The organism is Streptomyces sp. NBC_01451, from assembly GCF_036227485.1.
GTDB lineage: Bacteria > Actinomycetota > Actinomycetes > Streptomycetales > Streptomycetaceae > Streptomyces.
Window position 1 is genome coordinate 6,627,401 of the sequence record NZ_CP109479.1, and the last position, 12,386, is coordinate 6,639,786.

At 69.9% G+C, this 12,386-nt stretch carries 10 protein-coding genes; 8 read left to right on the forward strand and 2 right to left on the reverse strand.

The genetic code is table 11. The annotated features are described in order from the left end of the window. Positions 1 to 31: 31 nt before the first annotated feature. Complete coding sequence (locus OG595_RS29115) at positions 32 to 298, reverse strand: protealysin inhibitor emfourin (RefSeq protein ID WP_329277065.1); 267 nt, start codon at positions 296 to 298, stop codon at positions 32 to 34. 68 nt (positions 299 to 366) lie between these two features. Continuing rightward, the gene (locus OG595_RS29120) at positions 367 to 1,449 is read right to left on the reverse strand and encodes a M4 family metallopeptidase (protein ID WP_329277067.1); all 1,083 of its coding nucleotides are present in this window, start codon (positions 1,447 to 1,449) and stop codon (positions 367 to 369) included. A gap of 381 nt (positions 1,450 to 1,830) precedes the next feature. On the opposite strand from OG595_RS29120, the gene leuA reads away from it, so the two are divergent. From leuA to OG595_RS29160, 8 genes are all read left to right on the forward strand, one after another. Continuing rightward, the gene (gene leuA / locus OG595_RS29125; protein ID WP_329277069.1) at positions 1,831 to 3,561 is read left to right on the forward strand and encodes a 2-isopropylmalate synthase; all 1,731 of its coding nucleotides are present in this window, start codon (positions 1,831 to 1,833) and stop codon (positions 3,559 to 3,561) included. A gap of 221 nt (positions 3,562 to 3,782) precedes the next feature. Beyond that, on the forward strand, positions 3,783 to 4,496 hold the full coding sequence (locus tag OG595_RS29130) for a tellurite resistance TerB family protein (protein ID WP_329277071.1): 714 nt from the start codon (positions 3,783 to 3,785) through the stop codon (positions 4,494 to 4,496). A gap of 175 nt (positions 4,497 to 4,671) precedes the next feature. After that, the gene (locus tag OG595_RS29135; RefSeq protein WP_329277073.1) at positions 4,672 to 6,777 is read left to right on the forward strand and encodes an MMPL family transporter; all 2,106 of its coding nucleotides are present in this window, start codon (positions 4,672 to 4,674) and stop codon (positions 6,775 to 6,777) included. 119 nt (positions 6,778 to 6,896) lie between these two features. Then, positions 6,897 to 8,129, forward strand: a complete 1,233-nt coding sequence (locus OG595_RS29140) for a sensor histidine kinase (RefSeq protein WP_329277076.1) — start codon at positions 6,897 to 6,899, stop codon at positions 8,127 to 8,129. Then, a complete protein-coding gene (locus OG595_RS29145) occupies positions 8,126 to 8,794 on the forward strand; it encodes a response regulator transcription factor (RefSeq protein ID WP_329277078.1) in 669 nt (222 codons plus the stop codon). The genes OG595_RS29140 and OG595_RS29145 overlap by 4 nt, the downstream gene beginning before the upstream one ends. 306 nt (positions 8,795 to 9,100) lie before the next feature. After that, positions 9,101 to 10,324, forward strand: coding sequence for a sialidase family protein (locus OG595_RS29150; RefSeq protein ID WP_329277080.1), 1,224 nt, complete (start codon positions 9,101 to 9,103; stop codon positions 10,322 to 10,324). Between the two features lie 866 nt (positions 10,325 to 11,190). After that, positions 11,191 to 11,448 carry a hypothetical protein gene (locus tag OG595_RS29155; protein WP_329277082.1) on the forward strand — a complete coding sequence of 86 codons (258 nt, stop codon included), beginning with the start codon at positions 11,191 to 11,193 and terminating at the stop codon, positions 11,446 to 11,448. A gap of 74 nt (positions 11,449 to 11,522) precedes the next feature. Then, a complete protein-coding gene (locus OG595_RS29160; RefSeq protein ID WP_329277083.1) occupies positions 11,523 to 12,314 on the forward strand; it encodes a Crp/Fnr family transcriptional regulator in 792 nt (263 codons plus the stop codon). Positions 12,315 to 12,386: the final 72 nt, after the last annotated feature.

Genomic DNA, 12,386 nt, shown 5'->3' on the forward strand with positions numbered 1-12,386 from the left:
ACACCCTGCCCGTCGACACCCGCCACATCCGTTATGCCCCTTCTTTCAACACCCTTGAGATCAGCTTCCGTTGCTCGTCGGTCAGCCGGGGATCGGCGCAGTACACCGTCTTCCCGTCCACCGTGATCTCGTAGCTGAAGCCGTCCGGTACCCCGGTCGGCGGGGTGCCCCCGCCGGCCGCGACCGCCTGATCGGCGAGGGCGTGCCACGCCGGGGCGTCGGGCCGTCCCGAGGTGTCCACCTCGGCGCACCGCTCGATGCCCGCGAATCCGCCCGTACGTCTCACCTGAATAAGCATGGGTCCCTGTCTAGTACGAGAACAGTTCCAGTACGAGTGACCGGTGAGGCAGGCGTGCGGCCGGTCGGCTACAGGCGGGCCCGGGGTGTGATGGGCACTCCGACCCGCTCCCACGCCTTCAGTACGGACTGGAGTTCCTCGCCGTCCCCGTAGCGCGCGGTCGCGGTGGCGACGGTCAGCTGGGCGAAGTCGTCGAAGAACGCGTCCTCCTTCAGCTCGCCGCCGGTCAGCACGTCGTACCAGATCTGCCCGGCCCGCTCCCACGCGTTGCCGCCGAGTGCGGTGGCGACGAGGTAGAAGGCGTGGTTGGGGATGCCGCTGTTGATGTGGACGCCGCCGTTGTCGCGGCCGGTGCGGACATAGCCGTCCATGGTCGCGGGCTGCGGGTCCTTGCCGAGCACGTCGTCGTCGTACGCGCTGCCCGGTTCCTTCATGGAGCGCAGGGCCGTGCCGGTGACGCTCGGGGCGAGCAGGCCCGCGCCGATGAGCCAGTCGGCCTCGGCGGCGGTCTGGCCGAGTGAGTACTGCTTGATGAGCGAGCCGAAGACGTCCGACATCGACTCGTTGAGCGCGCCGGGCTGTCCGTAGTACGTGAGGTTCGCGGTGTGCTGGGTGACGCCGTGGGTCAGTTCGTGGCCGATGACGTCGATGGAGCTGGTGAAGTCGACGAAGATCTCGCCGTCGCCGTCGCCGAACACCATCTGATTGCCGTCCCAGAAGGCGTTGTTGTAGCCCTCGTCGTAGTGGACGGTCGCGTCGAGGGGCAGGCCTGCGCCGTCGATCGAGTGGCGCTGGTAGGCCTTGAGGTAGAGGTCGAAGGTGGCGCCGAGGCCGGCGTAGGCGCGGTTGACGGTGGCGTCCTGACCGGGCTCGGAGCCCTCGGCGCGCACCTTTGTGCCGGGCAGCGTGGTGCGGTGCTCCGCGTCGTAGATCGTGCGCAGCGGCTGGTCGGAGGGCGCCTTCGCGGCCGGGGCGAGGGCGAGGCCGAACTCGGCGGTGACGCGGCGCTCGGCCCGTTTCTGGGCGTCGAGCACCAGCGTGTGCTGTGCGGGGCCGGAGACGGCCGGGTCCTCGTGACGGGCGAGCGTGTTGAGGATGTGCGGTGGGACGATCGTGCAGAAGACGGGCTCAGAGCCCCCGTATGTCGTCATGCCCGGCACCCTTGCACCGAGTCACGCGGCTGTCACCACCCGCAACCATGATTGGTGAAATAACCGGACAAGGAGCCCATCGTTCGGTGACAGAGTGGTATGCATCGAGTGACAGTGAGTGGCATCGGGTCGCGGCCGAGTGGGATGGCGCACCTTTTACACCTTTTGCTCTCGTGCTCCCGCATACTGGGGGTCCCGCATAGTGATACAGGCCCGCGCGTCCGGCGCGGCTCGGCTACAGTGCGGAGCATCATGCATATCGGGCTGCTCCTCCTTAGCTGCCGCGGCGAGGGCCTGTAAGTAGAGGCCGACCCCCTCCCCGCGGAGTCTGGCGTTGCGCCGTCGGCCGTCCTTCAGGACACCACGAGGAGCCCACGCATCATGGCCCACAGCGCCAATCGCCAGCAGCCCACCTCCATGCCGATCCACAAGTACGGCCGGTACGAGCAGGTCGACATCCCCGACCGCACCTGGCCCGGAAACCGGATCACCGTCGCCCCCCGCTGGCTCTCCACCGACCTGCGCGACGGCAACCAGTCCCTGATCGACCCCATGTCACCGGCCCGCAAGCGCGCGATGTTCGACCTGCTGGTGAAGATGGGCTACAAGGAGATCGAGGTCGGTTTCCCGGCCTCCGGACAGACGGACTTCGACTTCGTACGGTCGATCGTCGAGGAGCCGGGCGCGATCCCGGACGACGTCACCATCTCCGTACTGACCCAGGCCCGCGAGGACCTGATCGAGCGGACCGTCGAGTCCCTGAAGGGCGCCAAGCGCGCCACGGTCCACCTGTACAACGCCACCGCCCCCGTCTTCCGCCGGGTGGTCTTCCGCGGCTCCAAGGACCAGATCAAGCAGATCGCCGTCGACGGCACGCGCCTGGTCATGGAGTACGCCGAGAAGCTGCTGGGCCCGGAGACGGAGTTCGGCTACCAGTACAGCCCCGAGATCTTCACCGACACCGAGCTGGACTTCGCGCTGGAGGTCTGCGAGGCGGTCATGGACGTCTGGCAGCCCGGCCCGGGCCGCGAGATCATCCTCAACCTGCCCGCCACGGTGGAGCGTTCGACCCCGTCGACACACGCGGACCGCTTCGAGTGGATGGGCCGCAACCTGACCCGCCGCGAGCACGTCGTCCTCTCCATCCACCCCCACAACGACCGCGGTACGGCCGTCGCCGCCGCCGAACTGGCCCTGATGGCCGGCGCCGACCGCGTCGAGGGCTGTCTGTTCGGCCAGGGCGAGCGCACCGGCAACGTCGACCTGGTCACCCTGGGCATGAACCTGTTCTCGCAGGGCGTCGACCCGCAGATCGACTTCTCCGACATCGACGAGATCCGTCGTACGTGGGAGTACTGCAACCAGATGGAGGTCCACCCGCGCCACCCGTACGTGGGCGACCTGGTCTACACGTCCTTCTCCGGCTCCCACCAGGACGCCATCAAGAAGGGCTTCGACGCCATGGAGGCCGACGCCGCCGCGAAGGGCGTCACCGTCGACGACATCGAGTGGGCGGTCCCGTACCTGCCGATCGACCCGAAGGACGTCGGCCGGTCCTACGAGGCCGTCATCCGGGTCAACTCGCAGTCGGGCAAGGGCGGTATCGCGTACGTCCTGAAGAACGACCACAAGCTGGACCTGCCGCGCCGGATGCAGATCGAGTTCTCCAAGCTGATCCAGGCGAAGACGGACGCCGAGGGCGGCGAGGTCACGCCCAAGGACATCTGGACGATCTTCCGGGACGAGTACCTGCCGAACCCCGAGAACCCCTGGGGCCGGATCCAGGTCAAGACCGGCCAGTCGACCACCGACAAGGACGGCGTGGACACCCTCACGGTCGAGGCCGAGGTCGACGGCGTCGAGACCACCCTGGTCGGCACGGGCAACGGCCCGATCTCCGCGTTCTTCCACGCCCTGCAGGGTCTGGGCATCGACGCCCGTCTCCTGGACTACACCGAGCACACGATGAGCGAGGGTGCCTCCGCGCAGGCCGCCTCCTACATCGAGGTCGCCATCGGCGACAAGGTCCTGTGGGGCATCGGCATCGACGCCAACACGACCCGCGCCTCGCTGAAGGCGGTCGTCTCGGCCGTCAACCGCGCGGGTCGCTGACTTCACCCGACCGGTTGGTTTCACGCCCCGTCCGCCCTCTGTGGCGGGCGGGGCGGCCGTCGTTTACCGGCCAAACCAAGGAGCGGTCATGGGCAGGTCCGGTCCTGGGTACTGACTACACATCAACAATGTGGCTAACATCACGCCAGCGCGGCGGTGTTGCCGGTGGGGGTACCTCCCGCGCCCTGCAGGCAGTTGGGGGTAGTTACCGGAGGTGCGACGTGCTCCCAGGACAGCGACGAGACGGCCGGGGCGGCCGGGTCGTGCGCGGAGGCCGGACAGCACGCGTCCTGGGCTCCCGTACGGTCTGGGCCGGTGTCGGTGATGGCGAGTTCTTCTGCCCCGGTTGCGGCGGAGACCGCAACTACCAGCGCCTGACGGGCCGTCGCCGCTTCACCTTTCTCGGTGTACCGATTCTGCCGCGCGGCGAGACCGGCCCCGTCGTCGAATGCGCGGCCTGCCAGAGCCACTTCGGCACGGACGTCCTCGACCACCCCACCACGACCCGCTTCTCCGCGATGCTCCGCGACGCGGTCCACACGGTCGCCCTCGCGGTCCTCGCCGCCGGCGGCACCCAGGCCCGCCTCAGCCTGGAGACGGCGGTGACGGGTGTCCGCGCGGCCGGCTTCGAAGACTGCACGGAGGACCAGCTCGCGGCCCTGGTGGACGCCCTGGCCGCCGACACGGGCCGCCTCTTCGGCCCTCCGTGCGGCCCCGGGCTCGCCATAGAGCTCCACGAGGCCCTCGACCCCCTGGCCCCCCACCTCGCCGCCCCCGGCCGCGAATCGATTCTCCTCCAGGCCGCCCGCATCGCCCTGGCCGACGGCCCGTACACCCCCGCGGAACGCGACGTCCTCGCGACGGTCGGCGCGGCGCTGACCATCTGCGGGGACGACGTGACCCGACTGCTGGCGGCGGCGCGGACGCACTCATAGGCCCTCCGCGGCCGGTCACCGGCCCGCGATTACTCCCGGGGGAGTAGTACGGCCCCCGGGCCACCCCCGGCAGTACCCCCGAACTCGCCCTCCCGCGCGACGAATCCGCCCCCGTGCGGCGGAATTCTGGTGAGCGTCATCCATCCAGAAGTCCGGACGAGGGGAGGGCCTCGACATGGGGGCCGAAGGATCCGTGGGGGCCGCAAGGACACTGAAGGGCGCACGGCGCGGGCGGACCGTGCCGCTGCTCGTGCTCGGGCTGTGGGTCGGGGTGCTCGCGATCCTGGGGCCGTTCGCGGCGAAGCTCTCCGAGGTGCAGCACGACCGGATCACCGACTATCTGCCCGCGAACGCCGACTCGACCCAAGTCGCAAGGGTCCAGGACCAGTTGCCCGGCGGTGAGACCACACAGCTGGTCCTCGTCTACCACCGCGACGGCGGACTCACCGCCGCCGACAGGGCGACGGCCGCAGGACAGGTCGACCGGATCGCCGGCGAGCACGTCCTGACGGCCGCCCCGCAGGGCGTACCGTCCGCCGACGGCACCACCCTCATGTACCCGGTGAGCAGCAACGAGCCCGGCACCGACGAGAAGAAGCGGGACGCCCTCGTCCACGACGTGCGCCAAGTCGCCCACAGCGAGGGCGGGCTGCGCGTCGAGGTCGGCGGCCCGGGGGCGCTGGCCACCGACGCCGCCGAGGTCTACAACTCGCTCGGCGGACCGCTGCTCTACACCACCGTCGCCGTGGTCGCCGTCCTGCTGATCCTCATCTACCGCAGCCCGGTGCTGTGGCTGGTCCCGCTCGTCGTCGCGGGCATCGCCGACTTCCTGTCGATGAGCGTCGCCTACGGCCTCAACCAGGCCTTCGGCACCACGGTCTCGGGCCAGAGCTCGGGCATCATGACGATCCTCGTCTTCGGCGCCGGCACGGACTACGCCCTCCTCCTCGTCTCCCGCTACCGCGAGGAACTGCGGCGCGTGGAGCGGCCGTACGACGCCATGGCCGCCGCCCTGCGCGGCTGCGGACCCGCCGTCCTCGCCTCCTCCGGCACGGTCGCCGCCGGGGTGCTGTGCCTGCTGGCCGCCGACCTCAACTCCAGCCGCAGCATGGGCCCGCTCGGCGCGGTGGGCGTGCTGTGCGCCCTCGTCGCCATGCTGACCCTGCTCCCCGCGGTCCTGGTGCTGCTGGGCCGCCGCGTGTTCTGGCCGCTCGTCCCCACGTACGGCAGTACACCCAAGGTGCGCCGGCGGTCACTGTTCGCCGCGATGGGCAGCTCCGCCGGACGCCGGCCCCTGGTGGTCCTCGCGAGCGGCGCCGTCCTGCTCGGCGCGCTCGCCCTGGGCGTGCTGAACCTGGCCGGACCGGTCAAGCAGGAGGACGCCTTCGTCGACAGGCCGGAGGCCGTAGCCGCGATGCGGACCCTGGCGGGGGCCTACCCCGACCGGGGCACCCAGCCCATCAGCGTCATCACCCCGGCCGGACAGGCGGAGGCGGCGCTCGCGACGATCCGGGGCGCCGACGGAATCAGCGACGCGCAGAAGGGACGTACGGGGGACGGCTGGACCGAGATCACCGTCTTCGCGAAGGACGCGCCCCAGTCGGCCGCCGAGACCGCGACCATCGAGCGACTGCGGGAGGACCTGAAGGGCTCGTACGTCGGCGGACCGAGCGCCCAGCAGATCGACCTCGTCGACACCAACGCGCGGGACGTGTGGGTCGTCGTACCGATCGTGCTCGTCTCCGTGCTGCTGATTCTGATCGCGCTGCTGCGCTCGCTCGTCGCGCCGCTGATGCTGGTGGTCGCCGTCGTCGCCGTGTGGGGCGCCTCGCTCGGCATCGGCGGACTGGTGTTCGGCCCGCTGCTCGGTTTCGAGGGCACCGACCCCGGGCTCGGACTGCTGTCCTTCGTGTTCCTGGTCGCCCTGGGCGTCGACTACGGCATCTTCCTCATGCACCGGATGCGCGAGGAGGCGCTGCGCGGCGCGGAACCTGTGGCGGCGGCTCTCACGGCGCTGCGGACGACGGGCGGGGTCATCGCCTCCGCCGGGCTGGTCCTCGCCGCGACCTTCGCGGTGCTGACCAACATGGGCCTCGTACAACTCGTCGAACTGGGCTCCGTGATCGCGGTCGGCGTGCTCCTGGACACCTTCCTCGTCCGGACGTACCTGGTGACGAGCGCGAGCGTGGCGCTGGGCCGCAGGGTGTGGTGGCCGGGCGAGCTGTCCCGCAGGCCCGACCCGGACGCCGTACGACGGGAACGGCAGCCGGAACCCGTATGACATCCGTCGTACGAGCGAGCGGGCGCCCCTCCCTGACGGCGGGGCGCCCGCTGACGGAGGATGACCCTGTGCAGCCAACCACCGGAAGAGCGGCCCCTGTTGGACGGGGCGAGCGGATCATGGCGGCGATCACCCGCGACCCCCGCAGCGCCCCGCACGCGCTCCGCAACGACGCGCTGCTGGCGTCGGCCGGCGCCGTGATCGCCACGGCCCTCGCCCTGCTCACCGACGGGGGAAGCACCCGGCCGGACGTACTCGACCAGGGCGGCCGTCCGGACGTGCTCGGCTGGGCGCTGCTGCTCGGCGCGTACGTGCCGATCGTGTGGCGGCGGCGCCGTCCGATGCTGGTGCTCGTGGCCGTGGTGGCGCTCGTCGTGCCGTACCACGCGCTCGACTACAACCACACCGCGCCGACCCCGGCCGCGTACATCGCGCTGTACACGGTCGCCGTCACCGGCCGCCCCCTGCGCACGATCGTGACCGGAGCCGTGGTTCTCGGCATCGCCCTGAGCGTGATGCTCACCGTGAGCATGCACCAGGCCGTCGAGCTGCTGCGGATCTCCGGCTGGATCGCCGCGGTGCTCTTCTTCGGCATCGACGTCCGCTTCTACCGCCAGTACGTGTCGGCCATCGTCGAGCGTGCCGAACGGGCCGAACGCACCCGCGAGGAGGAGGCCCGCCGCCGCGTCGCCGAGGAACGCCTGCGCGTGGCCCGTGACCTGCACGACCTGCTGGCCCACACCATCACCCTCGTCGGCGTCCAGACCGCGGTGGCCGCACACGTCCTGGCCGCCGACCCGGACCGCCTGGACCGCGCGGCCGTGGCCAGGGCCCTGGACGACATCGCCGAGACCTGCCGGACGGCACGCGGTGAACTCCGTACGACGCTGGAGGTGCTCAGGGAGGGCCAGGGCGGCGGCGAGGGCCGGGGCCCGCTCCCCGGCCTCGCCGGCCTGCCCGACCTCGCGGAGACGGCGCGGGCGGCGGGCGCCGAGGTCGAGTTGGCGGTACGGGTACGGTCCGACGCCGTACCCCCCGCTGTGGGCGCGGCGGCCTACCGGATCGTCCAGGAGGCACTCACGAACGCCGTACGGCACGGAGGACGGGACGATCTGACGGTACGGGTGCTGCTGTACGGGGGTGAGGGCGCGCTGCGCGTCGAGGTGACGGACGACGGGGTCGGGGGCGGGGCGGATGCGCCCGAGGCGCTCGGATTCGGGCTGGTGGGGATGCGGGAACGGGCGCGCAGCGTGGGCGGCACACTGGACGCCGGACCGAAGGACAACGGGGGATTCACGGTGAGCGCGGTACTTCCGCTGCCGGTGAACCGGAAAGCGGAGGAGGCCGGATGACCACCATTCGCGTACTGCTGGCCGACGACCAGACGCTCGTACGGGCGGCGTTCGCCATGCTCGTCGAGTCTGCCCCGGGCATGGAGGTGGTGGGGCAGGCGGGTACGGGCCGACAGGCCGTCGAACTGGCCCGCAGCACCCGCGCCGACCTGGTCGTCATGGACCTCCGCATGCCCGACCTCGACGGCATCGAGGCGACCCGGCTGATCGCCGCCGACGAGGACCTGGCGGGCGTGAAGGTGCTTGTCCTGACGACGTACGACACGGACGAGCACGTGGTGGAGGCGCTGCGCGCGGGCGCGTCGGGCTTCCTGGTCAAGGACACGAGGCCCGCGGAACTCCTGGACGCGATCCGCACGGTGGCGGCAGGCGAGGCCCTCCTCTCACCGGGACCCACGGCCCGCCTGATAGCCCGCCTGCTGCGCAACGCCGAGGCGCCGACGACGACGGCCGGCCCCGAATGCCTGTCGGAACGGGAACGCGGGGTACTGAGGCTGGTCGCGCGGGGCCTCAACAACACGGAGATCGCGGAGACCCTGGGCCTGAGCCCGCTGACCGCGAAGACCCACGTCAGCCGCATCATGGGGAAGCTGGGCGCGCGGGACCGGGCGCAACTGGTGATCGTGGCGTACGAGTCGGGGTTGGTGACACCGAGGGCGGGATGAGGGCGGAGGGCGAGTGGCGCAAAGGGGAGGGTGAGTCCGGGGCCGAGGGCGAGTGGCGCAAAGCGGAGGGTGAGTCCAGGGCGGAGGGCGAGTGGCGCAAAGCGGAGGGGTGGGGGTGCGGGTACGTATGTTCCGTACGCGCCCAGTGCGGTGACGACCCATCAGTGGAGTTACTGTCGCCTCCTGCCATTTCCTGACACCTCCTGCCGCTTACTGCCACCCTCCCCGGCCGCCGCCGTACCGGCGCTCCGCCCCCCCCACTTCCCGACTCCACTCCTCCACTCCTCCACTCCGCAAGGGAGAGCGATGACGCCCCTGAGCCGTACCCTGCTCGCCGCGACCACCGGCGCTGCCCTGATCACCGGCACCGGCATCGGCACCGGCCTCACCGCGGCGAAGGCCCAGGCGGTCACCCGCTCGTACTGCACCTCGTCCGTCCCGTACATCGCGGGCAAGGGCGGCTACGACACCTACCGCATCCCCGCGACCGTCACGACCCGCAAGGGCACCCTCCTGGCCTTCGCCGAGGGAAGACACAACAGCGCGGGAGACAGCGGCAACATCGACGTGGTCCTGCGCCGCTCCATGGACGGCGGCTGCACCTGGGGCCCGCTGTCGGTGGTCGCGGCCGGGCGCGGTGACACACGGGGCAATCCGGCGCCGGTGGTGGACGGGAAGACGGGCGACATCGTGCTGGTGACGTCGTACAACTCCGGCGCCGTGACCGAGGCCCAGATCATGCGGGGCGAGGCGACACCCCAGCAGAGCCGCCGCGTCTTCGTCCAGACCAGCACCGGTACGAACGACGGCCGCCGCTTCACCCCGCCGCGCGACATCACGGCCCAGGTGAAGCTCCCGAACTGGCGTTGGTACGCGACGGGTCCGGGCCACGCGGTGTACCTGTCGCAGGGCCCGCACACGGGCCGGATCGTGATCCCGTCCAACCACTCGGCGGCCCCTCCCGCGGGCTCCCCGGACACCGGCCAGGAGTCCAGGTACTACGGCGGCCACGCGATCTACAGCGACGACGCCGGCCGCACCTGGCACCTGGGCTTCGTCGACGACTCGTACGACGGCATCGAGAACGCCAACGAGACGAGCGCCGCCCAACTCCCCGACGGCAGGCTGTACTTCTCGTCCAGGGACCAGAACGGCCTGATGCCGGGGAACCGGTTGGACACCTATTCGAGCGACGGCGGGGAGTCCCTGGACCGCCCGTACACCGTCCAGCCCACTCTGAACGACGTCCCGATCGTCCAGGGCAGCGTGCTCCAACTGCAGGGCGGCTCGCACGCGTTGCTGTTCTCGGGCCCTTCCGACCCCACGGCCCGCCGGTCGATGGCCATCTGGCGGAGCGAGGACGGAGGAGAGACGTTCACGAAGGCGCTGACACTGTCGGACCGGAGGGCGGCCTACTCCGACCTGGTACGGGTGGACCGACGGATGGTGGGCGTGCTCTACGAGACGGGGGCCGAGGGGACGTACGAGTCGATCGAGTTCCGGCGGGTGTTGGTGGGTGGGGTGGGCTGAGAAGCGGGTGGGCCCGAGAGACGCCCCCGGCATCAGCCGGCGCTTCCGGCCGGGACCACCCAACGTGTCGACTGGCTGTGGACCTGATGGACGCACTCCGGCAGTACGTACGTGACGCCCGCGCCAGCCGGGTGGAGTCGACGAACCTCCGGCTCGACGATGGCGGAGGGCCCAGGTCGATTACGGGGAGTGCCCGTCCGGCTCCATCTGGTTCGCCCCGAAGCGTGTGGCCTCGCTCACCCAACCTGGAATGTCAGCCCCAGCCTGTAACCTGGCGCGCCTCTGCTGGTCGAGCGGTTCCGGCCGCGATACAGGAGGCCCTCAAACGAGCTGTGGCGGCACCCGAGGTGCCGCCCCTCAGAGGTGGAGGATCTTCGTCCTCTTATGCGTCCTCGCAGTTCAGAGGCGCTTTTTGGGCCGGTGCTTCCCCTGGGCACCACCCCAGGGGAAGCACCGACAAGCCGTCGCTGGACCGACCAAGGCGCAACGTCAGCTTCAGTGAATGTAACGGTGCAGCCTGTAGATCCATTCCATAAAGTTCGGGAGTGTTGATTCCTACCCGCCGGTAAGGCCAAAAGTTTAGGGAATGAGACGCCGGCGATTCCGCTCCCGCGCAGCTCCTGTGTGCCCTTACCTCAAGGGTGACATTTCCGTGATGCCCGAGCGGTGCTATATCCTGCTCGATCAAGAGCGGTGCCGTCTTTTGTTGACCCCACCAGTCCACTTGATCGATCACACCAGTCGGTCTTCGGCACTCTCTTACTCCCGCTTTACATCGCTGGACCGGCCAAATAACAGAACGCAAAGTCAGAAGGCTGGGTATGGACTCCCCTACCGCCACGGTCATGATCGTTGCCATTTTTGGCGTGACCGTCGTTCTCATCGTGAAGTACCTCTCCTCCGCCCCGGCGCGCATCGCCGCCGTCCTGGGCGCGGTGGCGATCCTGTTCGGCGTCATCCCGCGCATCATCGCCCCGATGTCCGACCCCGTCACCGCGCCCTCGCCGACGCCCACCACGACGGTCACGGTTGCCCCTACGCGGACGGAGGCTGCCGGGTCGATCGCGGAACCGCTCAACTCCCCGCTCCCGTCGCCCGCTTCTTCTCCTGCGGGCGGCATCTGATGCCTCCTCGTCTGGGCGAGACCTATAGCCGGCTCACGCCATCGCGTCCCCGTGCCAACCACATGGAAGGCGGGATGCAGTCGATGGTGCTCGGCAACTCCATCTACACCTTCGACGAGGGGACCGGACTCGTCGGCCATGGACTCTCCGGCTCCCGCGCGGTGAGCGCCCTGATCAACCTGAATCCCTTCCTCGCAGCTCTCGGCCCCAGCATGAGGCACGACTTCGTCACCCTGATGTCGACCCGCTCCAACATCCGTGGCGCGCAACTGCGCGGCTCGAACGGCATGGCGGTGCACATAGTGCTCTCCGGCTGTGTGTACGAGGAGTCGACGTTCGGCGAGAACACGACGGTGCGCATCCATGGCACCGGGGCCGTCCTCGGGGTTGCCGAAGTCTTCGACGAGGACCTCCTGGCGCCCACCACGCGCTGCCTCAACAACACCCTTACCCTGGCGCTTCCGCTCTCACGGATGCGAGCCCTCGCTGAGGGCAACGGCTCGCTGGCCACCGCACTCGGGAGGGTGCTCGCCGAGCAACTGGTCACCGGTGAGCGGGTCTACAACCGTCACGCGCTCTCACCGGAGAGCAGGCTCGCCGGCCTCTTCGTGTACCTGCTCGACAGGTGTGCCGTCCCGTGCTCGGAGTACGGACGGATGGTGGATGGCCCTTCCCAGACCGACCTGGCCGCCGCGCTCTCGGTCAGCAGGGCCACGATCGAGAACGCGCTCAAGGTCCTGCGGGCGAACGGCCTCGTTTCGACCGGCTACCGTCAGTACAGGTTCCCGGACGAGCGGCGGCTCGCCGTTTTCGGAAGGGTCAGGACGCCCTCGCAGACCGTCACAGGAGCTGCGGAAGTTCAATAATCAATAAACCAGTCGAGGGCCCGTTTCCGGAAAGTCGTCTCCGGGAACGGGCCCTTTCAAGTTCGAGGTCTT

What these genes read in the sequence shown, in the direction of transcription:
- OG595_RS29135 (WP_329277073.1), top strand. Translation starts at nt 4,672, where the DNA reads ATGGGGGCCGAAGGATCCGTGGGGGCCGCAAGGACACTGAAGGGCGCA.
- OG595_RS29140 (WP_329277076.1), top strand. Translation starts at nt 6,897, where the DNA reads ATGGCGGCGATCACCCGCGACCCCCGCAGCGCCCCGCACGCGCTCCGC.
- OG595_RS29120 (WP_329277067.1), bottom strand. Translation starts at nt 1,449, where the DNA reads ATGACGACATACGGGGGCTCTGAGCCCGTCTTCTGCACGATCGTCCCA.
- OG595_RS29150 (WP_329277080.1), top strand. Translation starts at nt 9,101, where the DNA reads ATGACGCCCCTGAGCCGTACCCTGCTCGCCGCGACCACCGGCGCTGCC.
- OG595_RS29160 (WP_329277083.1), top strand. Translation starts at nt 11,523, where the DNA reads ATGCAGTCGATGGTGCTCGGCAACTCCATCTACACCTTCGACGAGGGG.
- leuA (WP_329277069.1), top strand. Translation starts at nt 1,831, where the DNA reads ATGGCCCACAGCGCCAATCGCCAGCAGCCCACCTCCATGCCGATCCAC.
- OG595_RS29115 (WP_329277065.1), bottom strand. Translation starts at nt 298, where the DNA reads ATGCTTATTCAGGTGAGACGTACGGGCGGATTCGCGGGCATCGAGCGG.
- OG595_RS29145 (WP_329277078.1), top strand. Translation starts at nt 8,126, where the DNA reads ATGACCACCATTCGCGTACTGCTGGCCGACGACCAGACGCTCGTACGG.